This is a genomic window from Vicinamibacteria bacterium (genome assembly GCA_035570235.1).
GTDB lineage: Bacteria > Acidobacteriota > Vicinamibacteria > Fen-336 > Fen-336 > DATMML01.
On the sequence record DATMML010000064.1, the window covers coordinates 100,557 to 127,515 of the forward strand.

A 26,959-nucleotide genomic window follows, 5' to 3' on the forward strand; every position below is an offset into this window, starting at 1 on the left:
CCGCCAAAGCCCAAGTAGCGTGCGTTTGCGGTCTTGAGATCGGACCTGTCCTGAAGGGTCTGTGTGAGACCCTTGGCCGAGGTTTGCTCGCTGCATGCGGCTCATTCGTCGTCGGGACCATGTCGTCTTCCAGGCTGAGGTCACCGGAGGGGAGGCCTCGCTTCCGATCCTCCTCATAGACGGCCAGCCATTTCCTCCCGCGGAGGCAGCCGGCTATTTCCTTGCGGAAGCGACCGCAGCCGAGCTTGCTGAGCTCCGCCGAGGGGGCTACGTCCTCCTCTTGGCCGTCGAAGGAGCGGTAGTGCCATGAAGGAGCAGGGGTAGGGCCTTGTCTGTGTGCTCAAACTGCCCTCACCCCCTACCGACGCCTTGAAGGCCCTGCGCGCAGTACAACTCGGCCCCACTTGCCACCGAAGCCCACACCGCCTTGGCCTTCAGGAGTAACGCCTTCTATTTCATGGAGTTGAAGACGCTCGAGCGCTTCCGCAACGGCGGCCATTGGCCAACCCTGCTCCGGCCCCGGGCCAGCCCGCGGGTGAGCTTCCGACGAGCGCGCTGATGAACGTCAATGACCTTCTCGCGGCTGCCGGGGGCCTCGATGAAGATGGGACGGTACGCCTTCCGGAGGTCCTTTGGAGGCTCCTCGGCGACGCTCCCAACGCTCTCGTCTTCGCCGCCGACCGTTCGACCGTTATTGGAGAAATTCGGCTTGCCCCCAACGGGGCCGGCGTCTACCACGTGCAGGGCGAGGGCTACACACTCCTTTCGCCCGAGGAGCTCGAGGAGCTCCTTCGCGTCGTGCCTGTGAGCGTCTAACCTTCATTTCCTCCGACTAAGCCACCTCACAAAGTGTTTGACTTACTCTATTTTATAGAGTACTCTGTCCCCCTATGAAGCTTCCTGCAGTTTGGTTTCTGCCCATAGGAGCGCGAATGAAGACCGCGATTCCCACCCTTGCTCTTCCGCTTTTCCTCTCCACAGCGGTGCTCGCAGCGACATTCGTTCTTTCGTTGAGTCATCCGCTTGCCGCGCAGCCGCCGGTTTCAAACAGCGTCGACGCTCAACACGAGGCTATGCGCAAGCTCTCGTTTCTGGCCGGCCACTGGTCGGGGCCTGCGACCGTCTTTCGCGGACCGGGCGAAGGGCTTCATCTCACCCAGACGGAGGTTGTGGAGTACAAGCTGGACGGCCTCGTCCTGCTCATCGAAGGCACGAGCACAAGCGCTGACGGCAAGGTTGTCTTCAGCGCGCTCGCCACGATCGCGTACGACGACGCCTCCCATAGTTATCGCTTCCGCGCGTACCACGACGGCCACTATCTCGACACGGAGCTCCTGGTGCCCGCCAACGGTTTTTCCTGGAGCTTTACGGCCGGGCCAGCTCACGTCGTCAACACGATGGAGCTAACCAGCAAGGGCGAATGGCACGAAGTCACAGAGGCGACCGTTGGCGGCAATCCCCCTCATCGCAGCGTGGACATGCTGCTTCAACATCTGCCGTAAACGAAGAGCACGCTCCCGCGCAGCCGTGGGAGCGACGCGGAGGCAGTGCGCGGCGGTTCGCGCTTCCTCAAGGAGAAGTAGCCATGCAAGACCACGCCACCGAGCAGGAGCTGAAGGAGAGGCTGAGCCTCATCGAGAGCATGATCGCCGAGGGACGCCGGAGCACAGAGAGCTGGGGGTGGACGTTCGTCCTGTGGGGTGCTGCTTACTATCTCGCCATCGCCTGGTCCACGCTGGGTCACGGCGTCTGGGCTTGGCCAGTGACTACCTTGATCGCGGCCATTGTTACCTTTGTCGGTGCCTCCTCGAAGGGGGGCGATCACCCGGAGACCACTCTGGGCCGGGCAATCGGCTCTATCTGGATTGCCTTGGCAATCTCCCTGTTCCTGCTGTTTCCAGCCCTCGGCTTCAGTGGAAGACTGACCGATCTGCATGTTTTCGTGGCCGTCATATCGGCTATCCTTGGCATGGCGAACGGAGCCTCCGCCCTGATCCTTCGCTGGAAGGCTCAGGCGGCGTGCGCAGTCGTGTGGTGGGTTACGGCGGTGGCGGCCTGCTTCGGCACCGACGCGCAGAGCATGTTCGTGTTTCTCGTCGCCATTTTTCTCTGCCAGATCCTGTTCGGTATCTACGGCATGATCGCCGACGCGCAAGAGCGCAAGCGGCGCCGGCCAATCAATGCCTGACGTGCCCGACCTCAATCCCGTGGTTCACGGCAGGCTGCGCCTAGCCTTGCTATCGCTGCTCAGCGGGGTGGAAAAGGCCGAGTTCAAGTGGCTGCGCGCCAAGACTGAATCCACAGACGGCAACCTGGGCGCGCAGCTGCTCAAGCTCGAAGAAGCCGGCTACGTGGCCGTCGAAAAGAAGTTCGTGTTGCGCAAGCCGCAGACCCTCTATCGAATGACCGAAGCCGGCCGCCATGCCCTCACCGAATACGTCCAGGCACTAAGACAACTGCTTGGCCCAGCCATCAAGATGTAGAGTTCCGCGAGCTTGGCCTCGCGAGCCGGATCCTGCTTGGGGCTCCCGGCCAGCTGGCGGATCCCAACCGAGTCCTGCGATGTTTATGAAGCATGCTTTGGCGGTCGGATCGGGGCCTGAGTAGCGGTCCTGCCAGGCCAGGACCTCCCTCCTCATGTGCGTGGCGTGGCACGAGGGGCTGAATTGGGCCCCCTGTTCTCGCAACGCTCCTGTCAAAGGCAGGCTCTCAAGCGCACGTTGACCCCAGAGTAAGCGCTGTCCGTCCCCGGGTCCCTGGAGGAGGGTCACTCGGTGCTATCCTTCGCTCCAAGCGTCGACGGAGACTTGGAATCTCACTTGAGGGGGTAGGCATTGGAGCGCCAGGGCTCTGGTGGCCCATCGGAAACGACAGTCCTTGGCCTAGACAACGTGCCCCTGGACCTCCCTATCGCCGGGGCGGGGAGTCGCGCTCTGGCGGGCTTTCTCGACTATCTCGTGATTGGAATCGCTGTCGTCATCTGGGGCATCGCGTGTATCGTCGGCTCGACGGTTGGAGGACGGGCCCGATGGTGGATGCTCGCGCTGTTCCTCGTCGGCTTCTTCATCATCGAGTATGGCTACTTCGCCGGAGTGGAGGTCGCGCGGGCGGGGCAGACGCTGGGCAAATGGGCGCTCAGCCTCCGCGTCGTGACGCGGGAGGGAGGACGGCCAGGAACGGCAGCTTTCCTCATCCGAAATGCCGTGCGCAGTGTGGACCTCGTCGTCGGGGTACCGCTCATCGTAATGGACCCCCTGGCGCGACGGCTGGGGGACCGCCTCGCGGGAACCCTCGTGGTACATACGCAGGCGCCCACTCGCGAGACCGTCGTCCACCGCACGCCGCGGGGATGGAACGCGCAGGAGTCCGCGCTGCTTGAGAACTTCCTGCGCCGGGTCTCGGACTTGGAGCCTTGGCGCGCTGAACGCCTTGCTCGCCAGCTCCTCACCTGTATCGAGCGGGACGACCCCACCATGGCTTCGGAGATCGACCGAAGCAAGGACCCGGTCGAGGCGTTGCGGCGGGTTCTGCAGGCCGAGAGGATGTGAGATGGACTATGAGCAGTTCGTTCGGCTCCGGTCTCCTCTCTGGGACGAATTCGAGGCCCGGCTGCGTGCGGCCGAGAAGGAGCGGGAGAAGGTCCGCTACAGCGACCTTGAAGCGGCCGCGCTTCAGTACCGCCAAGTGCTTCACGATCACGCTCTCGCCGCTTCCCGCTTCTCCGATAGCGGGGCGGCCCGCCGCCTCCTCGCTCTAGCGCTCCAAGGCACCCATTGGCTGCACTGGGACCGCAGTGACCGCTTGCCCCCGCTGCGCCAGTTTTTCAGTCGAACGTTCCCGCTGGCCTACCGCAGCCACCTTCCGCATCTTGCCGTGGCGGCTGCCCTCTTCGCCACGGCACTTGTCTTCGGAGCCACTCTCGCGACCGTGCAGCCCGGCGCGGGCACGGCGCTCCTGGGGCCGCAAGCTGTCGAGGGCCTGCGTCGGGGCCACCTCTGGACGGAGTCGCTGGTGAGCGCCGTGCCGCCGGTCGTCTCGTCCTCGGGCATCGCCACCAACAATATGACCGTGGCCATCACCGGCTGGGCTGGCGGCGCTCTGTTCGGCCTCGGCTCCCTTTACGTCGTCCTCCTCAACGGCTTCCTCCTCGGCGTGATCCTCGCCACCACAGCCCACTACAGCCTCGCCGGCAACCTCTTGGCGTTCGTCGCGGCCCACGGGCCGCTCGAGATCACGCTCGTCCTCACCACCGCCGCGGGGGGGCTTCGCCTCGGCCAGGCCCTCGTCGCCGCCGGGGATCGCCCGCGCCGTGAGGTCGTGCGCGGTGCCAGCCGCGAGGCTCTCGTGCTGCTGCTCGGCTGCCTGCCCTGGTTTCTCCTCCTCGGTCTCGTCGAGGCTGTGGTCTCCCCCGCGCCCGCGATCCCCGCGCCGCTCAAAGCGGGGCTGGGCCTGGGCCTCGAGACCCTCTTCCTGACGGTCGCCTGGAACCCTCGGCTGGATAAGCACAACCCGTGACGAGCGTCCCACCGCCAACGCAGCCCCTGTCGTTCCGGCTTCTGCTGGATGAGGCCGTGCGGCATGCGCGGCAACATTTCCGACGGATCTATCCGGCCGTCGCGATCCCGCTGGCCCTGGCCGGGGGCGCGCTCCCGCTGATCCAGTTGTCCTTCTCTGGGTACATGATTCTTCCGGGCCGGACGGGCCCGGCCCCGGGGGCTGTCCTCCTGGGCTTCGTTGCCAGCGCCGTCGCCATGCTCGTGGTGATGACGGTCTACTTGCTGGGCTACAGCGTGCTGGTGGTCGCGGCGCTGAACGCTCTCGCCCAGCGAGAGGTGTCGATGGCCCGCGCGTGGCTCTTCGTCCTGCGACCCAGGGTGCTCGGCACACTAATCCTGAAAACGATCGTGATCGGCTTCGGGCTTATTTTCTGTATGGTGCCGGGCATCTACTGGAGCCTTCTCTTGAGCCTCGCGCTCCCCGTCATGGTCGAGGAGGCTCGTTTTGGAACGGGTGCGTTGCGACGGAGCGGCGAGCTGGCGCGCTACAACCCGCTTCGTGACCTGGAGGCCGACCCACGGCTCAAAGCCTTCTTGATCTATTTCGTCGGGATCTTGCTCGGCCAGGTCGCCAACTTCGTAATCCAGCTCCCCTTGGTCGCCATCCAGCAAGTCATGATGTTCCGCGACCTGGCAGGCGGGCAGCGGATGGATCCTGCCACCATGATGAGGCGCCTCGCGTGGGTACAGGTGCCCTCCGCGATGCTCGGAATGCTCATTCAGGCTGCTGTCTATCTCTACATGTCCTTCGGGATCGCCCTTCTCTTCTTCGACGTCAAGCGACGTAAAGAGGGGCTGGACCTTGAGGTGGCGATCGCTCACGTCATGGCGACGCGGGGGATCTCGGTCGCGGAGGCGGGGCCACTACCCTCCCCACCGGCAACGGAGAGGCCGGAACCATGACGGAGCGGGCGCCGATGGACCTTGTGGAGAGGGTCCTCGTGGAAAGCGGCGTCGACCGGACGGTCCCCCCGCCGGGCTGGGGCGGATACCTGAGGGCGCTCGCCGAGGCCTTCGCGGAATGGCTTCGCCGCTCGTTTCCTGGATTCCGGGGCCTGACCGACATCCCGACAAAGCTCGGGCCTCTGGTGAGTGTTCTCCTGGCGCTGGTTCTCGTCTTGATCGTCGCCGCGCTGGTGCGGATGGTCGTTCAGACCCGGAGGGCCCGGCGTATGGTCCCGGCCGCGCCGGAGTTGTTGCCCGCTAGGGCCGCCAGCGTACCCGAGCGCGATCGCGCGGCCTGGAGACTGGAGATCGACCGCCGACTCGCTGCGGGCGACGTGGCGGGCGCCCTAGAGGCGATCTGGTGGTGGTTCGCGCGATCAGTCTCCGCCATCCCTGTGGACCAGTCCTGGACGAGCCGCGAACTGCTGGTCCGCTGCGACCGGGGTGACTTAGCACCCCAGGCCTGGGCCCTGGACCGGCTGCTCTACGGTGCGGAGCGCCCTGATTCCGAGCGCCTTCGGCTTTTCCTTAGGGGGCTGGAGGAGGCCCTCCCATGAGGGACACCCACGCGGTCATCGCGGCCGCAGTCGTCGCGGGAGCCATGACGTTGTCCGCGGTGTTCCTACTCGGTGGACAAGGGAGCGCGGACGCGAGCGTGCTCTCGCGGGGCAGCCGGGGCTGGCTTGCCGCGCGTCGGTATTTGGAGGAGAGAGGCTGCCGCGTGTCCCTCCTGGATCACGCCCTCGACGAACCCGTCGTGGCAGGGGTCCTCGTCCTGGCTCTCCCCTGGCAGGAGCTGGGCTTCGAAGATCTGTCCGGAGGGATCGGTCGCCATCTCGGCACGGGTCGCGACATCGTGTTTGCCTACTCGGCCGATGTCTTTGACTCGTCCGCGTCGGCCGTGGCGGACGCTCTTGACCTCGCCTGGGATGACCGGCGAGGACGGCCCCCCCTGAATCCGTCCCGGTGGCGGCAATATGCTTCCGAGGAGTGGAGCCTCGCACCCGAACCGCTCCTGGGAGATGGCCTTCGGCCCGTCCGGATTGAAGCGCCGAGGCGCGTCCCCCGACTGCCGACAGGCGCGACCGTCCTTTTACGCGACGGACGGGGCGGACCCACGGCATTCACCTTTCCCCGTTCGCGCGGCCACGTCACGGTTCTACCCGCCGATGCCTTCTCCAACGCCCGCCTCGGTGAGCCCGGCAACGCGGATCTCCTGGAGACGCTGCTGCAGAGACTGGGCGACAGGTGGGTCTTTGACGAGTTCCACCACGGCCTGCGCGCGTCGCTCGGGCCGGGTGAGACCGGACCTCAGCGCATTTTTCTCCTCTACCTCCTGCAGGTCGCCTTCGTATACGTGCTGGGCGTCGTCGCCGTCGCGCGCCACTTCGGCCCGGTCTGGAGTGAGCCCTTGGTGGCTCGCGGCTCCGCGGCCACGTTCCTGGTGGCGCTGGGCGCCCTCCATAACCGGCTCGGGCACCAGCACGCCGCAGCCCGACTTCTACTCTCTCGGGCGCGGGAGCTGGATGGACGCCTCGCCCTCCCAGACGACACCCGGGCGGATGCGGGCGGCTTCTTGGAGCTCGCGCGGTGCGTGGGAGAGGCACAATCCGGGAAGGGGAAGAGCGCATGAGCGGTACGGTCGCGAAGGAGCGCATTCTCGAGGCCGCAGCCAGAGTCGTGGGGGCCCTGGACCGCCTGGTCCTCGGACAGCACGCCGCGGCCGAGGCCTTGATCGTGGCCTACATGGCGGGAGGACATGCTCTGCTCGAGGGTGTCCCCGGTATCGGAAAGACACTGCTGGCCCGCTCCTTCGCCGCTTGCCTGGGCCTCCGCTTTTCGCGTGTGCAGTTCACGCCCGATCTGATGCCGACCGACATCATCGGCATGAACGTCTTCGACTCCTCTTCCCACACTTTCCGCCTTGTTCGAGGCCCCGTCTTCACCCAGGTCTTCATGGCTGACGAGGTAAACCGCACGCCGCCCAAGACGCAGTCGGCCCTCCTCGAGGCAATGCAGGAACGCCAGGTCACGATCGATGGCGTCTTGCATCCCCTGGAAGCTGAGTTTTTCGTCATGGCTACCGAGAACCCTGTCGAGTTCGAGGGGACTTATCCGCTTCCGGAGGCGCAGCTCGATCGCTTCATCCTTAGGATCGAGATGGGGCTTCCCGACCAGGCGGGCGAGATCGACCTGTATCGCCAGGCGGCGAGCAACCAGCTACGGGGATGGAACAGTGCCCCCCCACCGGACCCTCTCGTCGCTCCCGAAGAAGCCCGCGCGCTCCGCGCCGCTTCGCACGAGGCGCACGTGGCTCCCGAGCTGCTCCCCTACCTCGCACGGCTTGCCGCCAGTGTCCGCCAGTCGCCGCACGTGGACCTCGGCGTGAGCCCCCGCGGCGCTCTGTCGCTCCTCGAGACCGCCCGCGCCGGCGCGCTCCTTGCTGGCCGAGACTTCGTCCTTCCCGACGACATCAAGCGGTTTCTTCGTCCCTGCTGGGGGCATCGGCTCATTCTCAGGGCGGAGTCGGAGCTCGAGGGCCACACCATCGGCAAAGTCCTAGACCAGGCGGCCGCGTCCGTCGAGGTCCCGCGCTGAACGATGCCCGCGGCCCGCGCATTCATAGTGGTCGGCCTGGCCACGCTCGCGGTGGCGGTCGCGGTGGCGGTACCGTGGCTGGCCGCGTGCGCTGTGGTCCTCGATGCCCTCCTCGTAGCCGCGCTGGTGATCGACGCACGGCGCGCCGCCTCCGTGCCCCTTTCCGCCAGACGGCTTTGGCCACCCCTCCTCGTGCAGGGAGCTCGAGCTGCCGTCGAGGTCCGCGTCTCCTCCCCCGCCCGCGTCATCCTTCTTGCTCGTGAGGCTCTTCATCCTGGCCTCGCGGCCGGTCCCCTGAGACACCGTCTCACGGTGGCACCCGGCGACGAGGCGTCATGGCGGTACGAGATCCTTCCTCGTTGGCGTGGTGAGCACACCGTGGGGCCGCTCACGGTGCGCGTGCTGGGACCCTGGGGCCTGGCCTGGTCGCAGCGGGACCTGCTCTCTCCCGATGAGCGCCGCGTCTACCCCCAGACCCGCTGGGAGGGACGCGTCGGTCGGCTGCTCGCCCTCGCCGACCGTCGAGAACTGGGTCAGGCCCCGCTGCGAATACAAAGCGCGGGGACCGAGCCTTATGCGCTGCGGGAGTACCGGCCGGGTGACCCCCCGACGCGCATCCAGTGGAAGGCCTCGGCCCGTCACCAGCGGCTCTTGTCGCGAGAGGACACCTGGGAGCGGGGGACGCGTCTCGTGATCCTCCTCGACTGCGCGCGCGCCATGACCTCCCTCGATGGCGCACGCAGCAAGCTCGACCACGCTCTAGCGGCGGCGCTGGCTCTGACCCGGATCGCCGTGAGCCGGGGCGACCGCGTCACCGTGATCGGATTCTCCGACCGGATCGAGCGCGTCATTCGTGTCCGCTCCGGCAGCCGGGGCGTTGCCCTGGCCTATGGAGCGCTCTATGACCTCGCGGCCCGCCTCACCGAGCCCGCCTATGACCTGGCCGTGGAGACGGTTTCCAAGCTCGAGTCGCGTCGGGCGCTGGTCGTGCTGCTGACCTCCGTCGTGGACCTGGTTGCGAGCGAGCTGCTGCGGTCTGCCCTCGTCCATCTCAGCCGCAAGCACCGCCCCGCTCTCATCAACCTCGAGGACCCGGACCTCACCCGTCTCGCCTTTGGCGTACCGGCTATTCCCGAGGAGGCCTTCGCCAAGACCTCAGCTCTCGAGATGCTCCTCGGCAATCGAAGGCTGGGCCGGCGGCTCCAGAGGGCGGGGATTGCGGTGGGCATGGCCGCCGCCGACCAGCTCGCCTGGAGGACCCTTGAGACTTATTTCGGCCTCTCCCGGTGGGGCTCGCGGCCCCCGCCCCTGGCTCAGCGCAGGTCCGTGCACCTCGTTGGGCAGGCGCCGTCAACGACCGGAGGCTCAGAGCCGTCGGCCAGGTAGCAGATTCGGCCGCTGTCATCGACGCAGAACGAGCGGACACCGGTCTGTCCCGGTGCGACGGGGATGGCCACGTAGGCATAGTGTGCCAGGCTGGATTGCGACCCCGCAGCCGGGCGGGCGCCCGATGTCGCCGGCACACCTTGGAAAACGCGCCGATACCCACCTTTGACCGTCGCCGTCGCCAGCTGGCCGTCGAGCATCGCCGTACCGGAGTGCCCGGGGAGGCAGGCGGTCGGCTTGGCCAGGCACTCGAGCGTGTCGTAATAGCCTCCGTTGGCGGAAGCGTAGGCGGTTTCGGCCGCCGCCACCGTGCACACGTCGGCGATGGCAGCGGACTCGTTCGCCGTTACCCGCGCCCGCAGGACGCTCGGTATGACGATCGCCGCGATGATGCCCAGCACGAAGGGCATCACGAGGACGGAGAGCGCGGAGAGCGCGATCCCCGTCACCGCCAGGCCCTTCCCCCCGTACTCGGCGGGCGCATTCCTCGCCTTCACCAGGGCAACGACGCCGAGCACGATGCCGAGCATGGCACCGACGCCAACGAGGCCTATGGTCGGTATGCTGAGGATTCCGAGAACGAGAGACGTTATGGCGAGGCCCCGCCTGGGGCCCCCAGGTCCTGCATCAACCACAATCTACTCCCCGAGCCGGCGCGCCCTCAAAACACGCTGCGAAGCAGCGCTTCAGGCGCTCCGTGACCGCGGTTCGCTGGAACAACCAACACTGACCCCGTTTCCGTCGACACGCATTAGACCCTCGAATCATGCTCTTGACAACTAGCGAGGCCACTGAGTCTCGCGAGGACCTCTCCGCGACGCTCTCGCAGCTGCGACGGATCCGGGCAATTGACCCGCGACGATCTGACGGTGGGCACGTCGTTTCCGGAATGCCACCGCCTCTTCGCGGCCTAGCGGAAGTTCCCGTTGCTTCGGGCGCGGGCCCCAACTCCGGCTAGAATGCGCGGCGGCATGCGCGGCGGCGTCCTCCTATCCTATCGCTGGTGGGTCGTGGTGATGCTGTGGGGGGTCTGCTTGCTGAACTACGCAGACCGGCAGGCCATCTTCTCCGTGTTCCCGCTGCTCCAGGCAGAGATGGGCCTGGGTGATGTCGAGCTCGCAATTGTGGGCGGGTTCTTCATGTGGATCTACGCCCTCGCCCTCCCACTCGCCGGCTTCGTGGGCGACCGGTTCAGCCGGCGAGGGCTCGTCATCGGGGGCCTCGTGTTCTGGTCCCTCGTCACCTTGGCCACCGCCCTCTCGACGAGGTACTGGCACCTCGTGATCTTCCGCGCGCTGGAGGGCTTCGGCGAGGCCTTCTACTTCCCCGCCTCGATGTCGCTCATCGCCGACTACCACGGGCCACAGACGCGCTCGCGCGCGATGGCGCTTCACCAATCGAGCGTCTACGCGGGCACGGTGCTGGGTGGCACCGCGGCCGGCTTCTTCGGGCAGCACTACGGCTGGCGCTCGGGTTTCTACGTCTTCGGCGCCGCAGGCGTCGTCCTCGGGATCGCCCTACTTGGATTCCTGCGCGAGCCGCAGCGGGGGCGGGCGGATCTCGCACCGGCCGACGTCGGGGTGGAGACATCGACCCTACGGGGGGCGATCCACGACGTCTTCGGCCTGCCGATCGTCTGGGTGCTCGTCGCCGTCTTCCTGGGCGCGAACTTCGTGGCCGCGATCTTCCTCACCTGGATGCCGTCGTTCCTGGGCCGCAAGTTCGGGATGAGCCTGTCAATGGCCGGATTGAACGCGACAGCGTGGATCCAGATCGCGTCTATAGCCGGCGTCCTGGCCGGAGGGTGGCTCGCGGACCGCTGGGTCCGGCGCCACCACGGTGGCCGGATGATGACGCAGGCTCTCGGCCTATTGGCCGGAGTACCCTTTCTTTTCGTCACTGGCTGGACGCTCTCGGTGCCGGTGCTGGTCCTGGCGATGGTCGGCTTCGGCTGCTTCAAGGGGGTCTATGACGCCAACATCTGGGCCGCTCTCTACGACGTGGTGCCGCTGAACCGTCGCGCAACAGCGGTGGGGGCGATGAACGCGATCGGCTGGCTGGGCGGCGGCACCGCTCCAGTGGCCATGGCGGCCGTCTCGCAGCGCTGGGGCATGAGCGCGTGCCTGAGCGCCACCTCGGTGGTCTACCTCTTCGTCGGAGGTCTGATGGCGCTGGGCGTCCGTTTGTTCCTCCCCGCCCGGTCGACGGCTGTGGGCACGCCGACCCCGCCGCCAGCCGCGGGCTAAGGAGCAGGTGCCGCTTGCCGTTTCGGTTGACAGAATGGCGTTGGTCCCAACATGCTGAGCTCGAGCACTCTGACCGCCTCCTGCTAAGTAGAGCCCTCGGCGGATGCTCACCTGAGGGCAGCTTCTGCTGGCGTCAGCTATGAATCGGCGCGTCCCGGGCAGCTCATCGCGGACTTCAGACATCCGTCATCTGGCCGCATTCCTGGACTATGAACTCGCTGAACCTCGTCCGCGTCTTCCTCTGGGTCTGGGCAAAGTGCCAGACCACGACGATCGTGAGCAGCAGCAGCCACAGCATCACTGTTAGGAAAGGGTCCTTCACGAAAGGGTTTTCGTAGAATGTTCGCGGAGGGCCCCCCTGGCTCTCGTGAGCGGGCAGCCAAGCCGCGCGCGCCCAGTAAGCCATGAGAGCAATATAGGCGCCCACGTCCGCGTAGTTCACGAGGGTCCGAAGGTCCCAGCCATAGCTGTCTAGAACGTTGAGGCCAATGGTGAAGAAGAGCAGGTAAGGTACGAACCCGATCAGGATGGCTTTGTGAAAGGGATCTACGGGAAGCCGGTACCAGAGGATCGTGGCCGCGATGGCCGTGAACAACCAGATGGTCCCGTTCACCAAGCGCGGCTGGATGCGTCCCGCGGTCAGCTCGAACGTAGGGGGAGTGGAGGCCGTGCTCTGGCTACCATCCCCGGTCACGGCCAACACCGTAGCAAACGTCACGGCCAAGAGTAGAAGCACGACGCCCCTCGCCGTGGACCGCGCTCCCGGGAACGCGCGGAAGGTCCGGAAGGACAGCTCGAGAGCCACCCCGAAGCGGAGGGCGGCGACGAAGACCTCCTTCAGGACCCAGGCATCCGGGTGTAAAACCACGCTGGCCCGAAAATCACCAGGAGGTCGAACGTCAGCACCGCCCCCAGGTACAGCACGAACGTGGGGCAGTTGCGGTAGCGCCGCCGAATGACAATCCCGACCACGGCCGCCAGGATCAGCAAGTCCCCGGCGAGCGCGACGGCGATCTCGATCGGGCTCATGTGACTCATCGATGGTTTGCCCGCAATCTGGGGCCTCTAGGGAAGTCCCCACGGTCAAGACCTTTTCGATTGAAGCATATTTCGCGGGCGGCAGAAGCGGCCGTGAAGTCTACCGACACCGGCAGACCGGCCGGAAGATCCGGTCATCGGCGGTCCCGCCCGCCCGAAGCGACTCATGAAGGGCGCTCTGAACCCGTCTAGGACGGGTACGGGCGGATCACCCTTGCCGGACATATTGACAAGTACCGCCCGGCCGTCCCGCTCCTGAGGGTCCACGGCAGCGAGGCCCACGAGCACCCGCAGCGGCCACGGGCAGATGAAGGCTACTCCAGCAGCTCCCGGAGGCGGGTGTATCCCTCCCGGCTCACCGGCACGCGCGTGCCGTCGGCCAGGATGGCCACGTGGTCGTTCTTGCCGTAGGGCTCGAGAGCCCGGATGCGATCGAGACGCACGAGGAACGAGCGATGGACGCGGACGAACTGCGACGGGTCAAGGCTCGCCTCGAGGCCTGCCAGGGTCTGCGTCTTGAGGAACGTCTTCCCGTCCGTGCGCAGGGCGACATAGTCGTCCTGGGCCTGGGCGTAGTCCAGCCGCTCGATGGGGATCACCTGGATGTGCGCGCCGTCCTTCACCACGACCCGCTGCGCGTACTCTCCGGGCCGACGGGCGGCGTTGGCAAGGAGAGTGGCGTCGGGCCGCTCCCCCACCCGAGCGCGGGCGCGCGCCAAGGCCTCGCGAAGGCGCGCCGCCCGGTAGGGCTTCAGCACGTAATCGACCGCGTGCACTTCGAAGGCGCGCAGGGCATGGCTATCGTAGGCGGTGACAAAGACGACCGCGATCGAGGGATCTAGGAGCTCCAGGACCTCGAAGCCGTCAAGCTTCGGCATCTCGATGTCCAGAAAAACCACCTCCGGCTCGAGATCCGTCGCCGCCTTGACCGCTTCCAGCCCGGTGGCGGCCTCGCCCAGGATTTCCACGTCCGGCTCCCCGGCAAGCATCTCGCGGAGGAGGGCCCGCGCGGGGGCCTCGTCGTCGACGATCAGCACGCGAATCACTCCACAACCTCCGCGGGCATGGAGATCGCCACCCGGAAACGATCGGCGCCGCGCACAGCTTCGACCAGCGCGCGATCCCCGTAGGCCGCCAGCAGCCGGCGTCGGACGTTGGCGAGCCCGACGCCCACCCCGGGCCGGCGCGGCGCATCGGGATCGAACGGGTTCTCCACACTGATGCGCATGCGCTGCCCGTCGGTGCGGGCCTCGATGCGCAGCACACCGCCCTCCGGGCAGGTGGCGATGCCGTGCCGGATGGCGTTCTCGACGAGCGGTTGCAGGAGGAGGGGCAGCAGCCGACAGCCCCGCGCCGCCTCGTCGACGCACTCGTCGACGGACAGCCGCGTGCCGAGCCGCATTCCCTCGATCGCCAGGTAGGTCCGGGCGACCGCGACCTCCTCCTCCAGAGTCACCGTGGATTTCTCTCCGAGGGCGAGCGTGCTCCGGAAGAACTCCGCGAGCAGGATGCACATCTCGCGGGCGCGCAGGGGATCGATGGACACGAGCGCGCTGATGGAATTCAGGCTATTGAAAAGGAAGTGCGGGTGGACCTGGGCCCGCAGCGCTCTGAGCTCCGCCTCGCGGGCCAGGATCGAGAGCTCCATGGAGTGCTGCTCGGCGCGCCGAGTGGCATCCACGCCCAGGAGCACGTAGTGGAAGGACACGGCCAGGACGTAGACCAGGACCCCCGCGGCTATGACCCCTGTGGAGCGGGTCGCGTAAGAGCCTTCGATCCCCGCACCAGGGCGCGTGGAGCCGGCGAGGCGAGCTAGAGCTCCTCCGAGGTAGGCGGCGGCCAGGCCCGTGAGCAGCGCTCCACCGGCATGGGTGAGCAGGAGACGGGAGGCGGAGGTCTCGTCGACCGGCAGCGCGCGGCACAGGTACCAGACGGGCAGCAGAAGAAGGGTGACAGCCACGGACAGGGGAAACGCGATCAGCGCCGCCGACGCCGCAGGCAGAGCGTTGCGGCCCTGTGCGAGGAACGCCGTTCCCGCCAGGGCCACTGGCACCGAGGCCGTCATGTACATCGCCAAGCGGCGGCGGTCGGCAAGGACGGGGTGCACGCTCAGGACCTGATCGACACGGCGCCCATGATCACGTGGCCGCGCACCACCAGTCCTGGCCCGCCGGAGGCGGAGAGGGAGTCCACCTTGTCCTCGAAGGCGCCCATCACGGGGACAACCCTCGCATCCACCTTCCACCCGGTCGGAACCTTGATCTCGATCCCTCCCCAGAAGGCAAAGACATCAAGGTAGGCGGTGCCGCTCGTCAAGGTCGCCTTCCGAAGGTCGACTTCCACGCCGCCTATGACGGCGGTGACGGAGCCGCCGCGGAAATCGACGGATGGGTGGCTGCGCTTGAGGTAGCCGATGAGCGCCATGTCATCCAGGTAGGGCGATTCCGAGACCGCTTCCGCCCGTGGCCCCTCGACGCCCTGCCGCAGCAGGAACACCCCGATGGCCACCATGAGCAGAGCCCACGAAGACCCGGAGGCCAGGAGACTCGTCAACTGGAAGAGGCCCCCGAGGAGGAGGAACGCGGTTCCGGCGGCCCGCTGGCCGTCCTCCCGCGGCTGTCTTACCTTGACGATGCCCGCTCCAATGAGGAGCAGCGGCCACCACCTGCCGACTCCCGTGCCCAGGACTCCTGCGCTGTCCAGGGTGAAGATCAGGCCGATGGCGATTAGGACGAGGGCGAGCGCGGTGCGGCTGCGGTCGGTGCTTGCGGAGAAGGCCGTTCTCACAACGTGCCCCCCGAAGGTCCAGCCCCGCCCTCATCGGGCCGCTCGCGCCGCCGAAGCGACTGCAGCAGGATCACGACGCCCACCACCATCAGGACGACCGACGACGTCTGCCGGAACCCCCAGGAGACGAGGCCGAGGCCCTGGAGCTGCAGGAACGCCCCCGCGGCGGTCATGACCATGCCTACCACTTGAGTCGTGTCGTCGCGGGGCGCCAGGAGAAGGGGCAAGCCGGTCGCCATGATCAGGAGCGGCCAGAACCGGAGCCACAGCACGAACGCGCCGTGATCCTCCACGGACGACGCCGTCGCGGGCTTCCCCTGGGAGACGAGGGTGCCCGCGGAATCGAAGACCTGTAGCTCCCAGAGGGAATAGCCGTACGGCGTGCCGCGCTGGGTTCCCATGAGGCGGACGTAACGGGCCGTCGCGTCCACCTCCTGCTCCTCGATCCCGCCCACCGCCCCCCTCACTCGGCGGGCGGTCGTCCAATTCACGCCGTCGCTCGAGACCTGCAACTCGTAGTCCCTTGCATAGGCCGCCTCCCAGTTGAGCCGGACGCGGCTCAGGGGAGTGGCGACCCCAAGATCCACGGTCAGCCACTGTGGATCGCGGAATTCCGACGACCAGCGGGTCTTAAAGCTGCCGTCCACGGCGTGCTGAGGGTCGAACTGGCGCGCGGGCTCCCCGAGGTCGATGCGCCCCATGTCGTGCAGGGTGAAGAGTACTCCCATCACGACGAAGAGGCTTCCCCAGACTATCTTGGCCACCCGCTCCTGCCGATCAGCCCGCGCCCTTGCCCCCGTCCGCTCCACCATGTCCATCACCTCTCGCGGACAAGATACAGGCGGATGGCCCCGGTCTGCACGTTCAAATCGGTGAACTGGGGATCGGGATCGGCGGGTGGTAGATCCCCCGCCCGCCGACCGCCGCCCACCATCGGCCGAATCGGGCAGGACATCCCGCCCTCGCCGCCGTAGGTTGCCTTCAGAGGTGGATGATCATGCCGGAGTCTGCGTCCTCAACGTGCCGTTCACGCTTCCCGCGGCGTCCGCCAAAGGTCGGCGGGGCTCTCGAGGCTCCACGTGCCTTACCTCCGGCCCTCCCCGCCGTAGCGCCCGTCATGTGGGCGAGTCAGAGTGGCCCCGTGCTCCGAACGACCCCCAAGTCGGGTCCAATGGCCTTCGGCAGCCTCTACTCAGTCGCATCCGGCTGCCGGGCGTCGCGTTCGGTCAAGCGCTCCCACGAGCCGCTCCTGGCATCTGGCGACCGTCTCGGCCCCTATCGAGTGGATTCCTCCCTGGGCGCGGGAGGCATGGGCGAGGTGTACCGCGCTGTCGATACCCGCCTCGGCCGCGCGGTCGCGGTTAAGGTCCTATCTGGCCACCGCGTCCGCGATCCCGGACGACTGCAGCGTTTCGAGGAGGAGGCACGTATCGTCGCCGGCCTCAGCCACGCGAACGTTCTCGCCCTCCACGACGTCGGCTCTCAGGATGGCGTCGACTACGCCGTCTTCGAGCTGCTGGACGGACAGACGCTCCGCCAGCGGCTGGACAGCGGGCCCCTGCCGGTCTCCAAGGTCGTTGACTATGGCGTCCAGGTCTGCCAGGGGCTCGCCGCCGTGCACGCGCGGGGGATCGTCCACCGCGACCTGAAGCCCGACAACATCTTCCTGACGCGGAGCGGACAGCTCAAGATCCTGGACTTCGGCCTGGCCACGCTGGGCCCACGCGGTTTAGGGTCCTTCGCAGGCGGCAGCCACGCCCGCACGCCCACCGAGCCGGGTCTGCTCGTCGGTACCTGCGGGTACATGGCCCCCGAACAAGCGCGCGGCCGTCCGGCCGACGCCCGCTCTGACATCTTTGCCGTGGGCGCGGTCCTCTACGAAATGCTCAGCGGCCGCCGAGCCTTCGCAGGGCCGACCCCGGCGGACACGCTCGCGGCGCTGCTCACTCAGGACCCGCCCGAGATCTCCGTCATCTCGCGGCCTGTCCCGCGGGCCCTCGACCGCGTGGTCCGGCGGTGCCTCGAGCGGAACCCGGAGGAACGCTTCCAATCTGCTCGCGACGTTGCCTTCGGCCTCCAGGCGGTCTTCGAGGTCGGCGTACCCTCTCCGCTTCGCCCCGGGCGGGGCCTGACCTTGGCGCTCGCGCTACTCGCTTTGGCCAGCACGGCCCTGCTTGCAAGACGCGGGGCATGAAGATCAGCGGCACCGCTGGCGGACGCGTTCCGTGATCTCGAATGTGCTCGGCGGGTTCTCGCCCAGCCCGAGAGTGTGAAGCATCTCGTGGATCATCATGGCCTCGGCCAGGAACCCGCTCTCGAACTCGATCTGGGAGAGGCGGGCGTTGAGCCGCCCGCCGCCCGCGGGGCAGACGAAGACGCGGGGCACGCCCGGGGTGACCGTCATGATCACCGCCGGTGTCCGGCACGCGGGCAGCGAAGACCCGTCTAGGAACGAGAGCTGGAGGAGGTATTGGGAGGGGCTGACGCCCAGCGGTTGCAGGTTCGCTTCCAGAGTGCGCCCGCCGCGATCCCTGAAGTCCGTCAGGAGCTTGCCGCACTCGGGATCGTCCATACGCGCCGCGGCGCGCGCTCTCACGCGCTCCACGACGCCCCCGTCGTATGAAGCGAGTGCACGAAACTCGGCAACGGGCCGGGATCCGGCCTCGAGACGTCGGCCGAACGGAAGGACGGCCGCGACCAGGAAGAAGACGACGACGAATGAGCGCTGAGGGAACATCGGCGACTCCTTTCCGGGAGCCGCCTGGCCAGGCGAGTTCCGTTACGTTCCACTCTGAAATATGCGCGGCGGACGTCGCAAAGTCCTGAGGGACTTCGGACGCTATTCGCAGGATTTCCGGGACGGCTGATGCGCGTCTCTTTCTCCGAGTTCGTCCTCGAAACGGCGACCCGTCAGCTCTTCCGGAGCGGAACGGAAGTGCACCTGGAGCCCAAAGCCTTCGAGCTCCTGGAACTGCTGCTGGCGCGTCGTCCCGAGGCGGTCTCGAAGACCGAGATCCATGGGCGGCTGTGGCCAGACACCTTCGTGTCCGAGTCAAGCCTCACCGGGCTGGTGGCGCAGGTGCGCAAGGCGCTGGCGGACGACCGGCGGCAAGAGCGGTTCCTGCGCACCATCCACGGCTTCGGCTATGCCTTCAGCGGAAAGATCGCTGCCGGAGCTGAGAGGGAACCGCCTCCCGCCGCTCGGCTCATCTGGGAGGAATCGGTGTTCGTCCTAAAACCTGGAGACAACGTACTGGGCCGGTCTGAGGAGGCGTCGGTCCGCATCGATGCTCCGGGCGTGTCACGACGCCACGCGCGCATCGTCGTGACGGAGGACCGCTCGACGATCGAGGACCTCGCGAGCAAGAACGGGACCTTCTTGTGCGAGCGGCGGCTCGACGGGCCGACACCGCTCCGCGACGGAGACGTGCTGCGCCTCGGTCGTCAGCTCCTCGTGTTTCGGAGCGCGGGCTGGGCGGCATCGACCCGGACGGACAGCCCGCCCCCCGCGCGGAGTGCTTGAGGCCGGACGTGCACGAGTGGCGTTCTCAGCGGCCGTCGCTCCTCCGCAGTCGCTCACTTCCCCATCGATCCCCCGGCGCTTCAGGCCCTGGGGCGGTTCATGGCTGAAGAGTGGGCCAATCGCGTTTTCTACACCGCGCGCCTGTTCGGGAGCATTGCTTGCCCGATAGGCCCGACGAACGCGCCGACGGCTGGCGCGTCCCGGGCGGGCACCATAGGCTGGGCGAAGGCCCGCAGGTGACCGCGGCAGGGCTTCGCGGCCCCGCCCCGAGTACTCCGTCGGCTGGAGGGCCCGCGCCTCAGCTGCTTCTGTCGCTCTAGATCCCGTTCTCGGAGATACTCTCGTGGCGCGTTCCATACGGACGAGATCTCGACGGTCCTTTGTGCCCTCGGGCGCCGGACGCGAAGGGGAACGGGAAGAATCACCTTGGGGGCCAATCGGTCTAACGCCACGGTTAGACGACACATGACCTGGACGTTGGCTCTCTTCCTTGCCGTCGCACCGACTCTCAGTGCTGGAGCGGTTGCTCGCCTTCAGGGCTTGGCGAGGGACGACGCTGGCCGGCCCCTCCCGGGCGTGACGGCCGAATTGCACGCGCTCACTGGTTCGGGCGACCGCTCCGCGACGACCGGCGTCAACGGCGATTTCGAGATCGCCGATCTTCCTCCCGGGCGATACCAAGTTGCGTTCCGTTTGCCCAGTTTCGTGACGGCTGTGCGGACGGTGGAAGTTGGCGCGGGCTCAACGGTCAGAGTCGAGGCCACGCTGCGCGTCGCCCTCAACGCCGACGTGCTTGTAACCGGCCAAAGAACTTTCCGCAGCCTCACGGATCTGGACGTGCCGGGTGACGGCTTGCTCGGTCTCGCCGAGGCGGGCTCAACGGGTATCGTTACGGCACAGGAGATCGCGGCGCGGCCGGTCTTCCGTTCCGGCGAGGTCTACGAGGCCGTGCCGGGCGTGGTCGTCAGTCAGCACAGCGGGGAGGGAAAAGCCAACCAGTACTATGTCCGCGGCTTCAACATCGATCATGGGACCGACCTTGCGACCTCGGTGGCGGGGGCGTCGGTCAACATGCCCACGCACGCCCACGGACAGGGATATTCCGACAACAACTTCCTCATCCCCGAGCTAGTCTCCGGCGTCCAGTACCAAAAGGGGACCTATTCCGCAGAGGAGGGCGACTTCTCGGCGGCCGGCGCCGTCAACGTGAACTATCTGAACACTCTGGACCGAACGCTCTTCAAGGTCGAGGGGGGCGGAGACGGCTTCGCCCGGCTTCTATTCGCGGGGTCGACGAGACTCGGAGCCGGCCAGCTCCTCTACGCCGGCGAGGCTCACCACAGCGACGGACCTTGGGTGCGCGCCGACAACTACTATAAGTGGAACGGCGTTTTGCGCTTCAGCCAGGGCGACCAGCAGAACGGCTTCAGTCTCACGGCCATGGCCTACTCGGGCCGTTGGAACTCAACCGACCAGGTGCCGGAGCGCGCGATCGCGAGTGGACGCATCGACCGCTTCGGTTACATCGATCCCACCGACGGGGGACGCACTCATCGCTACTCCCTCGCCGGCCAGTGGCGCAAGAGCACGGGCGCGGGCCTGACCCTGGTCAAAGTCTACGCCATCGACTACGGCCTCGACCTCTTCTCGGACTTCACCTACTATCTGCACGATCCCATCCACGGTGATCAGTTCGAGCAGAAGGACGGTCGCGACATCTTCGGCGGCAGCGTCAGCCAACACTTCCTGAGCCACTGGTTCGGAAAGGACACCGAGAGCGTCGGCGGTTTCCAGGGGCGCTTCGACCACATCCCGACGCTCGGCCTCTACCACACCGAGGCTCGCCAGCGGCTCGACACCATCCGGCAGGACAGCGTCGATCAGTCGAGCGGCGCCCTCTTCTTCCAGACCAGCATCCAGTGGACCCCCGTGACGAGGACCGTCGTCGGCCTCCGGGATGACGTCTACCACTTCAACGTGCGGAGCGACGATCCCCGGAACTCGGGAACCCGCATCTCCTCGCTCGCGAGCCCGAAGCTCAGCCTCATCCTTGGTCCTTGGAACAATACGGAGATCTACTTCAACTGGGGTTGGGGCTTCCACAGCAACGACGCGCGCGGTTCGGTTGAGACCCGTGACCCGAGCACGGGGCGTCCCACCCTCTCGGTCGACCCGATCGTCCGCGCGAAAGGCGCGGAGGTGGGCGCACGCACGCTCGCCGTCCACCGTTTCCATAGCACGGTAGCAGGCTGGCTGCTCGACCTCGCCTCGGAACTGGTGTTTGTCGGTGACGCGGGGACGACCGTGGCGGGCCGGCCGAGCCGGCGGCTCGGCTTCGAGTGGTCAAACGTCTACACTCCCGCGCCGTGGCTCATGCTGGACGCCGACCTCGCATATTCGAAGGCGCGCTTCCGGGGCCAGGATCTGATCGGCGATCGCATTCCCGGAGCAGTCGAGGGTGTCGCCTCGGCCGGAGTGACGGCCGACGGGCATGGACCGCTTTCAGCGAGCCTGCGTCTGCGCTATTTCGGTCCGCGTTCCTTGATCGAGGACAATAGCGTTCGGTCGAAGGCTTCGACGACCCTGAACGCTCGCGCGGCATACCGGATCTCGCCGCGGTACAGCTTCGCGGTCGAGGCTTTCAACCTGACGAACGCCAGAGTCAGCGACATCGACTACTACTACGTGTCGCGGCTCCCAGGGGAGCCCGTTGAGGGCGTGAACGACATCCACACGCACCCGCTCGAGCCGTTCACGGTGCGCGCGTCGTTCTCGGCGTCCTTCTAACTTATTGTCTGTCAATCACATGCTGAGGAGGGCGCTTCTCGTCGCTCTGATGGAAAGCTCGGTGAGGGCAGAGGCCTCGCGATGCGAAACTCACTCCTGGAGCGTCGTCCCGGGGGAAGGGACGGGGCCGGGGACTGCCCTCCCCGCCCGGCCAGGATTCGTCCGCATCCGGGGCGGCTACCCGAAAGTGTGGACCTAGATGGTAGGCCGGTCCGCCCCAGGAGGGGCACCGAACGGCCGCGCGCAGGATTCCGCTCCTGGTCGGCATCAGTAGTGAAAGCGGTAGCGTAACTCACCGTAGACCTGTCTTGGCTCAGACCAGTGGGTACCCCCGAAGGTGGCGCTGTTGTCGAGGAGGAAAGATTCACCCGACACGTTGAGCGCGTGGACGGCGACCCTCCATTTGGAGCCAAACTCCTTTCCCGCCGAGAGATCGAATGTTGCGCGGCCGGGGAGGTGAGCTGGCGGCGGCTGGGTCCCATCCGAGAAGCCGGAACCGTAGTGAACGAGTGCTGCCGCATAGACGTGGGCGGGAAGGTTGGCGCGAAGGGAAAGACTCAGCGTGTGTAGCTGATCGTGGTCGAGCGGGTAGTACCTGCCGCTCAAAGGCGGGGCGAAGCTGGTCAGCCCCCCGGTCACCCCTCCTTGGCCTTCGGCGTGCTGCAATGAATACGCAAGCGAGACCTCCCCCGCACTCCATGTCCTGGGCGAGCGGAGGGTCACTTCGAACCCTCGGATCCGGGCACGATCGACCGTGATGGGAAAGAAGATGTTCGAGTTGTTGATCGCGTTGTGGTCGAAGAAGTTCCTGACCCCGGTCCGGAAATAGTTGGTGTCGAGAGCCCAGGCCTTGAATGGGATGGTCAGCCCGACCTGGTGCTCTTCGTCGCGTTCTCCCCGCAGGGGCAGGAATCCAAAGCCCTGATCGAGAGCGAATTGCAGGAGGGGGCCGGAGACGGTGGAGAGCGGCGGCGCCTGGTAGTACCGCCCGTAGAACCCATGCAAAGTCCACCTAAGCCTGGGGATCCGGATCGTCCCCCCAACGCGTGGACTCACCGCATTCTCGCTGACCGAAGCCGCAAAGTGCGTGAGCCGCACGCCGGCCGTCAATGTGAGCCACCCCGTTGCCCGGTACTGGTCTTCCACGAAGAGTGCTTCGAGGTTCCCTGTCGGCTTCTCCTGGTGCTGAAGGTTCAGCCCGCTGCCGTCGGTAGCCTGGAGACCGAAGAAAGCGTCGTCGGCCTGGTGAAAGCCGTAGAAGCCCGCGCGCGCTTCGTGCCGACCCTTCCGGAGGCTCACGACCACCTGAGCTCCGGCGTAGTTAGAACTCCGCTTCTCCTGGGGGATCAGCGGAGTATCGCTCGCCCCCCCGACGTAGTCCGCACGATTGAAGTGGAAGAAAGGTGATGCCACGACTTGGACTGCGGACCCGAAGGTATGGACCCAGGAGAGATTCACAAAGCTGTCCGCTTCTCGTTCTTCATCGCCGATGCCAGCGGCCTGGGTAACCATGTCGTTTGGGACCCTGTATCGGTCGCCGCGACCGCTCGCGACCAATCGGATCTGATTCGAAGGAGAGGCGTTGTAGATGAGCGAGACGAAGCCCCCATATCCACGGGAATCATCGTGGAGAATCGAAGAGGTGGGGGTGGACAGGCCGTAGTCGCTGCGGTTGAAGTTCCCGCTCGCATAGTAGGCGAGCCGTTCGGAGTGATCGCCAAGGCTCAATTGGTCGTTCGTCTGGCGAAAACTGCCGAAACTAGCCGTGACCTCGGCCTGCCGGTCGCGCTCGAACCCTGTCCGTGGCACGACGTTGAACACGCCGTAGGTTCGATCGCCGTATTCCGCGGAGTACCCCCCCCGCTGAACCTCCAGATAGTCGATGTCTCGAGGGTCGAACTGGGGCCCCACGTTGCTCGCGATGCTGGTGTTCGCCACGGGCACACCATCGACGAGCCAGGTCACCTGGTGGCCACCCCGGATGTGGAGCTGGTCGTGGGTCATCCAGGAGCCGGGCACGTAGTCCGTGATCAGGGAAAGGCTGTTAGTCCGTCCGGCCCCGGGCGTCTTGGAGATATCCTCGCGACTGAGGAGCACGGTCGGGGTCGGGGAATCGGAATCGACGGCCTCCGGCGTCGCCACCACGTCGACACTCTGGGCAAGACGCACGACTTGGAGCTGAATTCGCACGAGGGGGGTCCCTGAGGAGCGGACGGTGACGGGCTTCTCAACCGAGCCGAATCCGTCCTGGGAGACCGTCACCGTGTAGTCACCGAGCGGAACCATGCTGAAGGCAAACGCTCCCGAGTCATCCGTGCGCCCCGTCTGCGAGAAGCTCGAGGTCCGGGCCTTGAGGGTCACGGTGGCGCCTCTGATCATTTGATGCTGCGGGTCCTCCACGACCCCACGTACTTCACCAAGAACAGACGCCCGGGCGGGCGGGCCCGGCAGGGCAAGCGCGGCCAATAGGACTACGACGAGCGGGAGTACTCGCATCTACCACCTCCCTTGCGGGATGACCAGACCCTGAATGCGGCCCCGGAAGCGGTGGCCGCGATTCGCTCAGGTGAGGTGGAGAGCCTTGGGAGGTGGCGAGTCGATCCGGTGAAAGCCTGCTCTTGGAACGAATGAGCGAACGGGAGGAAGCTGAGACACGACGGAAGCGTATTTCAGAGGAGTGGCGCGGGGAAGGAGGAAGCTCGGAATCGACAGCGCGGCATGGGTGACCGGTCCGGGGCACTGAAGAGTTCGGGCCGGCTCGGAGCCATGGCACGGTTTCTGCGGGCCCGCGGGAGAGCGGTGCCCGGTGCAGCACACGCTCTGGGAGCACGCGCAGGCCTGTGCGTCGAGGCTCGCCTGAATGACAAGCGCCGAGGCAGACAGACCCGACAAGAGACCGACCAAAACCACCGAACAGAGTCGTCGCACCATCCGACCCAGATCATACCCCTACTGGGGCCAGCCGGAGAAGCCTTTGCCATTCGCGATGCAGCTGGCAACCAGTTTCAAGAAGAGGCGGAAGAACTGCAGGCTACTTATCGACGGACAGTGCGTCGAATCAGTATCTTCCGGTGGCTGGCTCTCAACTCTCTGACAGCTCGGTGTTTGACCAATTCGTCCAATCTAATCGCCTTTGTGGTCTGAGCCTATTCCTGCTTCTTTTGCGCATATGCCGATGAGACCACCCCGTCGCTCGGTCCCGGCGTGGGCTTTCAGGCCTGCGCCGGATGGCGGAAGGATTCGTCCTTCACGAGAGGACTCGCGTGTCCTCACGAGCACGATGGCCATGCGCGCGAGCAAGGAGGGGCGATGAACAGTCGATCACAGCTTCCCTTCGCAGTCTTGACGAGCGTTTTCTGCCTTCTCGTCCCCATCTCCCGCTCTCGGAGCGAACCGCCGTCGGATCTCGACGAGGACCTGCGGGCGACGCTGAGACGGGCCGGCCTCACCGGCGCGATCCAGTCCAGTCTCGAGCCTCGCCTCGGCCGGAGCCTCGACCAGAATCTGGCCAACCTCGGCCGGCTGCTTTGGTTCGACAAGGCAGGGGGGCTGCACAACGACAACACCTGTGGCGGATGCCATTCGCCCTCGCGGGCATTTGGCGACACCCAGTCCATCGCCATCGGGATCCAGAACAACAATCTCGTGGGCCCGAATCGCTCCGGCCCCCGCAACCAACGGCGCACCCCCTTTGCTTCCAACACGGCCTTCTATCCCAACCTCATGTGGAACGGGCGCTTCTCGGCTCTTTCCGGGAATCCGTTCGACAACTCGCTGGGCTTCAAGTTTCCGCCTCCCGAGGGAACCACGCGTTTCCCACCCCTCGACCCCATCGTGACGCACCTCCTGATCGCCCAGGGGCACATGCCTCCCACCGAGATGGTCGAGGTGGCGGGGTTCACCGGGACCAAGGGCACCATCGGCCCCGAGTTCGACCAGTTCGACGACGGCAAGGGCGGGATTGTTCCGCCGCCCGACGCCAGCGGCTTCCGCAACGAGCCCATCCGCCAGGCGGTTCTGGGGCGCCTGAACGGTTCGCCCGCCTACCGTGAGCTCTTTGGCGCCCTTTTCCCCGAGGTGGCGGCCGGGGGACTCATCGACTTCAGCATGTTCGGGAGGGCGATCGCCGAGTTCGAGTTCACGATCGTCTTCGCCGACGCCCCCGTCGACCGGTTCGTGCGCGGGGACGACCACGCCATGACGACTCGTCAGAAGAAGGGGGCCCTCGTCTTCTTTGGCAAGGGAGAATGCTACAAGTGCCACTCCGTCGCGGGGACGTCCAACGAGATGTTCAGCGACTTCAAGATGCACGTCGTCGGGGTCCCCCAGATCGCTCCCTTCTTCGGGGTCGGAAAGGGAAACGTGATCTTCGACGGCCCGGGACAGGACGAAGACTTCGGTCTGGAGCAGGTCACAGGTGATCCGGCCGACCGCTACAAGTTCCGGTCCTCCCCGCTCCGCAACGCCGCGCTCCAGCCGGCCTTTTTCCACAACGGCGCTTTCACGCGTATTGAAGATGCGATAAGGCACCATCTGAACGTCTTCGAGTCGGCGCGCAGCTATGACCCCGTTGCCGCCGGCGTGGCTCCGGACCTCACCCACCGACTGGGGCCAATCGAGCCCGTCCTGGACCGGATTGACCCGCTCCTCGCGGAGCCGATCGAGCTCACCCCTGCGGAGCTCAGCAACCTGGTCGCTTTCGTAAGGGACGGGCTTCTGGATGAGCGTGCCAAGCGGCAGAGCCTCTGCCGACTGGCCCCCGAGAACGTGCCCAGCGGGTTCACGACCATGACCTTCGAGGAGTGCCCGCAACGCCGCTGACCGCCGGCCCTCTGGCTCGCCAGACGCCCGTGGATCGAATCTAGAAGACCGCGGCGATCGGGACCGGGCGCGATACCGGCGGCTTGAGGCCGAGCCGCAGGAGCCGGACATACCGCTCGTCTCCAACGAGGACGCGGACTCCGGGTCCTGTACATCGTCAACGAGCTTCTCGGAGCGCTCACGCTCGGCTGTTTCCAGCCAGTGCAGCGCGTCGGGAAGGTCGCCGGGCGCCGGTGGACCTCCTGATGCCATGATCTGCGGCTAGAGCATCT

At 66.4% G+C, this 26,959-nt stretch carries 28 protein-coding genes; 18 read left to right on the forward strand and 10 right to left on the reverse strand.

Annotated elements, in window-relative coordinates; all coding sequences use genetic code 11:
- Nucleotides 1-94: 94 nt before the first annotated feature.
- The 13 genes from VN461_11680 (at nucleotide 95) to VN461_11740 (ending at nucleotide 9,485) form a co-directional block, all read left to right on the forward strand.
- Nucleotides 95-310, forward strand: a complete 216-nt coding sequence (locus tag VN461_11680; protein HXB55438.1) for a hypothetical protein — start codon at nucleotides 95-97, stop codon at nucleotides 308-310.
- Nucleotides 311-427: 117 nt separating this feature from the next.
- The gene (locus VN461_11685; GenBank protein HXB55439.1) at nucleotides 428-559 is read left to right on the forward strand and encodes a hypothetical protein; all 132 of its coding nucleotides are present in this window, start codon (nucleotides 428-430) and stop codon (nucleotides 557-559) included.
- The gene (locus VN461_11690; protein HXB55440.1) at nucleotides 559-816 is read left to right on the forward strand and encodes a hypothetical protein; all 258 of its coding nucleotides are present in this window, start codon (nucleotides 559-561) and stop codon (nucleotides 814-816) included. Before VN461_11685 ends, VN461_11690 begins: the two co-directional genes overlap by 1 nt.
- A gap of 116 nt (nucleotides 817-932) precedes the next feature.
- On the forward strand, nucleotides 933-1,502 hold the full coding sequence (locus VN461_11695) for a hypothetical protein (protein HXB55441.1): 570 nt from the start codon (nucleotides 933-935) through the stop codon (nucleotides 1,500-1,502).
- Nucleotides 1,503-1,585: 83 nt separating this feature from the next.
- Complete coding sequence (locus VN461_11700; GenBank protein HXB55442.1) at nucleotides 1,586-2,188, forward strand: hypothetical protein; 603 nt, start codon at nucleotides 1,586-1,588, stop codon at nucleotides 2,186-2,188.
- The gene (locus tag VN461_11705; GenBank protein ID HXB55443.1) at nucleotides 2,181-2,483 is read left to right on the forward strand and encodes a transcriptional regulator; all 303 of its coding nucleotides are present in this window, start codon (nucleotides 2,181-2,183) and stop codon (nucleotides 2,481-2,483) included. The genes VN461_11700 and VN461_11705 overlap by 8 nt, the downstream gene beginning before the upstream one ends.
- A gap of 408 nt (nucleotides 2,484-2,891) precedes the next feature.
- Nucleotides 2,892-3,548, forward strand: coding sequence for an RDD family protein (locus VN461_11710; protein HXB55444.1), 657 nt, complete (start codon nucleotides 2,892-2,894; stop codon nucleotides 3,546-3,548).
- A gap of 1 nt (nucleotide 3,549) precedes the next feature.
- Nucleotides 3,550-4,515 carry a stage II sporulation protein M gene (locus VN461_11715; GenBank protein HXB55445.1) on the forward strand — a complete coding sequence of 322 codons (966 nt, stop codon included), beginning with the start codon at nucleotides 3,550-3,552 and terminating at the stop codon, nucleotides 4,513-4,515.
- Entirely contained in the window at nucleotides 4,512-5,459 is a 948-nt protein-coding gene (locus VN461_11720) for a hypothetical protein (GenBank protein HXB55446.1), read from the forward strand. Before VN461_11715 ends, VN461_11720 begins: the two co-directional genes overlap by 4 nt.
- Entirely contained in the window at nucleotides 5,456-6,058 is a 603-nt protein-coding gene (locus VN461_11725; GenBank protein ID HXB55447.1) for a hypothetical protein, read from the forward strand. Before VN461_11720 ends, VN461_11725 begins: the two co-directional genes overlap by 4 nt.
- Complete coding sequence (locus VN461_11730; GenBank protein HXB55448.1) at nucleotides 6,055-7,134, forward strand: hypothetical protein; 1,080 nt, start codon at nucleotides 6,055-6,057, stop codon at nucleotides 7,132-7,134. The genes VN461_11725 and VN461_11730 overlap by 4 nt, the downstream gene beginning before the upstream one ends.
- On the forward strand, nucleotides 7,131-8,099 hold the full coding sequence (locus VN461_11735) for a MoxR family ATPase (protein ID HXB55449.1): 969 nt from the start codon (nucleotides 7,131-7,133) through the stop codon (nucleotides 8,097-8,099). Before VN461_11730 ends, VN461_11735 begins: the two co-directional genes overlap by 4 nt.
- Before the next feature lie 3 nt (nucleotides 8,100-8,102).
- Entirely contained in the window at nucleotides 8,103-9,485 is a 1,383-nt protein-coding gene (locus tag VN461_11740) for a DUF58 domain-containing protein (protein ID HXB55450.1), read from the forward strand.
- Here VN461_11740 and VN461_11745 read toward each other — a convergent pair.
- Complete coding sequence (locus VN461_11745) at nucleotides 9,413-10,120, reverse strand: DUF4190 domain-containing protein (GenBank protein HXB55451.1); 708 nt, start codon at nucleotides 10,118-10,120, stop codon at nucleotides 9,413-9,415. The two genes, VN461_11740 and VN461_11745, sit on opposite strands and share 73 nt — an antisense overlap.
- 336 nt (nucleotides 10,121-10,456) lie before the next feature.
- Here VN461_11745 and VN461_11750 point away from each other — a divergent pair, with 336 nt between their 5' ends.
- Nucleotides 10,457-11,731, forward strand: a complete 1,275-nt coding sequence (locus tag VN461_11750; protein HXB55452.1) for an MFS transporter — start codon at nucleotides 10,457-10,459, stop codon at nucleotides 11,729-11,731.
- A gap of 175 nt (nucleotides 11,732-11,906) precedes the next feature.
- Here the strand turns inward: VN461_11750 and VN461_11755 are convergent, their stop codons facing one another.
- The 7 genes from VN461_11755 to VN461_11785 all read right to left on the reverse strand — a co-directional run bounded on the left by VN461_11755 (nucleotide 11,907) and on the right by VN461_11785 (nucleotide 16,511).
- Complete coding sequence (locus tag VN461_11755; GenBank protein HXB55453.1) at nucleotides 11,907-12,599, reverse strand: hypothetical protein; 693 nt, start codon at nucleotides 12,597-12,599, stop codon at nucleotides 11,907-11,909.
- Nucleotides 12,569-12,760: a hypothetical protein gene (locus VN461_11760; GenBank protein ID HXB55454.1), complete on the reverse strand. Its 192-nt coding sequence runs from the start codon at nucleotides 12,758-12,760 to the stop codon at nucleotides 12,569-12,571. The genes VN461_11755 and VN461_11760 overlap by 31 nt, the downstream gene beginning before the upstream one ends.
- A gap of 323 nt (nucleotides 12,761-13,083) precedes the next feature.
- Nucleotides 13,084-13,815, reverse strand: coding sequence for a LytTR family transcriptional regulator DNA-binding domain-containing protein (locus VN461_11765; protein HXB55455.1), 732 nt, complete (start codon nucleotides 13,813-13,815; stop codon nucleotides 13,084-13,086).
- Nucleotides 13,812-14,876, reverse strand: coding sequence for a histidine kinase (locus VN461_11770; GenBank protein HXB55456.1), 1,065 nt, complete (start codon nucleotides 14,874-14,876; stop codon nucleotides 13,812-13,814). Before VN461_11770 ends, VN461_11765 begins: the two co-directional genes overlap by 4 nt.
- Before the next feature lie 2 nt (nucleotides 14,877-14,878).
- A complete protein-coding gene (locus VN461_11775) occupies nucleotides 14,879-15,556 on the reverse strand; it encodes a LiaF domain-containing protein (GenBank protein ID HXB55457.1) in 678 nt (225 codons plus the stop codon).
- On the reverse strand, nucleotides 15,553-16,374 hold the full coding sequence (locus tag VN461_11780; GenBank protein ID HXB55458.1) for a discoidin domain-containing protein: 822 nt from the start codon (nucleotides 16,372-16,374) through the stop codon (nucleotides 15,553-15,555). Before VN461_11780 ends, VN461_11775 begins: the two co-directional genes overlap by 4 nt.
- A complete protein-coding gene (locus VN461_11785) occupies nucleotides 16,374-16,511 on the reverse strand; it encodes a hypothetical protein (protein ID HXB55459.1) in 138 nt (45 codons plus the stop codon). The genes VN461_11780 and VN461_11785 overlap by 1 nt, the downstream gene beginning before the upstream one ends.
- A 216-nt stretch (nucleotides 16,512-16,727) precedes the next feature.
- Here VN461_11785 and VN461_11790 point away from each other — a divergent pair, with 216 nt between their 5' ends.
- Complete coding sequence (locus VN461_11790; protein ID HXB55460.1) at nucleotides 16,728-17,750, forward strand: serine/threonine-protein kinase; 1,023 nt, start codon at nucleotides 16,728-16,730, stop codon at nucleotides 17,748-17,750.
- Nucleotides 17,751-17,753: 3 nt separating this feature from the next.
- On the opposite strand, the gene VN461_11795 is transcribed toward VN461_11790, so the two are convergent.
- Nucleotides 17,754-18,293, reverse strand: coding sequence for a hypothetical protein (locus VN461_11795; protein ID HXB55461.1), 540 nt, complete (start codon nucleotides 18,291-18,293; stop codon nucleotides 17,754-17,756).
- Between the two features lie 129 nt (nucleotides 18,294-18,422).
- On the opposite strand from VN461_11795, the gene VN461_11800 reads away from it, so the two are divergent.
- Nucleotides 18,423-19,079, forward strand: a complete 657-nt coding sequence (locus tag VN461_11800) for an FHA domain-containing protein (GenBank protein HXB55462.1) — start codon at nucleotides 18,423-18,425, stop codon at nucleotides 19,077-19,079.
- A 465-nt stretch (nucleotides 19,080-19,544) separates the two neighbouring features.
- Nucleotides 19,545-21,866: a TonB-dependent receptor gene (locus VN461_11805; GenBank protein ID HXB55463.1), complete on the forward strand. Its 2,322-nt coding sequence runs from the start codon at nucleotides 19,545-19,547 to the stop codon at nucleotides 21,864-21,866.
- Between the two features lie 267 nt (nucleotides 21,867-22,133).
- Here the strand turns inward: VN461_11805 and VN461_11810 are convergent, their stop codons facing one another.
- Nucleotides 22,134-24,362 (reverse strand): TonB-dependent receptor, encoded by a 2,229-nt coding sequence (locus VN461_11810; GenBank protein ID HXB55464.1) that lies wholly within the window; start codon nucleotides 24,360-24,362, stop codon nucleotides 22,134-22,136.
- Nucleotides 24,363-25,175: 813 nt separating this feature from the next.
- Between VN461_11810 and VN461_11815 the strand changes: the two genes are divergently transcribed.
- Complete coding sequence (locus tag VN461_11815) at nucleotides 25,176-26,687, forward strand: cytochrome c peroxidase (GenBank protein ID HXB55465.1); 1,512 nt, start codon at nucleotides 25,176-25,178, stop codon at nucleotides 26,685-26,687.
- Nucleotides 26,688-26,959: the final 272 nt, after the last annotated feature.

Excerpts from the sequence above, each read along its gene's own strand:
- VN461_11740 (HXB55450.1), top strand. The coding sequence starts at position 8,103 with ATGCCCGCGGCCCGCGCATTCATAGTGGTCGGCCTGGCCACGCTCGCG.
- VN461_11700 (HXB55442.1), top strand. The coding sequence starts at position 1,586 with ATGCAAGACCACGCCACCGAGCAGGAGCTGAAGGAGAGGCTGAGCCTC.
- VN461_11800 (HXB55462.1), top strand. The coding sequence starts at position 18,423 with ATGCGCGTCTCTTTCTCCGAGTTCGTCCTCGAAACGGCGACCCGTCAG.
- VN461_11725 (HXB55447.1), top strand. The coding sequence starts at position 5,456 with ATGACGGAGCGGGCGCCGATGGACCTTGTGGAGAGGGTCCTCGTGGAA.
- VN461_11715 (HXB55445.1), top strand. The coding sequence starts at position 3,550 with ATGGACTATGAGCAGTTCGTTCGGCTCCGGTCTCCTCTCTGGGACGAA.
- VN461_11750 (HXB55452.1), top strand. The coding sequence starts at position 10,457 with ATGCGCGGCGGCGTCCTCCTATCCTATCGCTGGTGGGTCGTGGTGATG.
- VN461_11815 (HXB55465.1), top strand. The coding sequence starts at position 25,176 with ATGAACAGTCGATCACAGCTTCCCTTCGCAGTCTTGACGAGCGTTTTC.
- VN461_11810 (HXB55464.1), bottom strand. The coding sequence starts at position 24,362 with ATGCGAGTACTCCCGCTCGTCGTAGTCCTATTGGCCGCGCTTGCCCTG.
- VN461_11730 (HXB55448.1), top strand. The coding sequence starts at position 6,055 with ATGAGGGACACCCACGCGGTCATCGCGGCCGCAGTCGTCGCGGGAGCC.
- VN461_11690 (HXB55440.1), top strand. The coding sequence starts at position 559 with ATGAACGTCAATGACCTTCTCGCGGCTGCCGGGGGCCTCGATGAAGAT.
- VN461_11705 (HXB55443.1), top strand. The coding sequence starts at position 2,181 with ATGCCTGACGTGCCCGACCTCAATCCCGTGGTTCACGGCAGGCTGCGC.
- VN461_11795 (HXB55461.1), bottom strand. The coding sequence starts at position 18,293 with ATGTTCCCTCAGCGCTCATTCGTCGTCGTCTTCTTCCTGGTCGCGGCC.
- VN461_11735 (HXB55449.1), top strand. The coding sequence starts at position 7,131 with ATGAGCGGTACGGTCGCGAAGGAGCGCATTCTCGAGGCCGCAGCCAGA.
- VN461_11780 (HXB55458.1), bottom strand. The coding sequence starts at position 16,374 with ATGGACATGGTGGAGCGGACGGGGGCAAGGGCGCGGGCTGATCGGCAG.
- VN461_11760 (HXB55454.1), bottom strand. The coding sequence starts at position 12,760 with ATGAGCCCGATCGAGATCGCCGTCGCGCTCGCCGGGGACTTGCTGATC.
- VN461_11785 (HXB55459.1), bottom strand. The coding sequence starts at position 16,511 with ATGTCCTGCCCGATTCGGCCGATGGTGGGCGGCGGTCGGCGGGCGGGG.
- VN461_11790 (HXB55460.1), top strand. The coding sequence starts at position 16,728 with ATGGCCTTCGGCAGCCTCTACTCAGTCGCATCCGGCTGCCGGGCGTCG.
- VN461_11680 (HXB55438.1), top strand. The coding sequence starts at position 95 with ATGCGGCTCATTCGTCGTCGGGACCATGTCGTCTTCCAGGCTGAGGTC.
- VN461_11805 (HXB55463.1), top strand. The coding sequence starts at position 19,545 with ATGACCTGGACGTTGGCTCTCTTCCTTGCCGTCGCACCGACTCTCAGT.
- VN461_11695 (HXB55441.1), top strand. The coding sequence starts at position 933 with ATGAAGACCGCGATTCCCACCCTTGCTCTTCCGCTTTTCCTCTCCACA.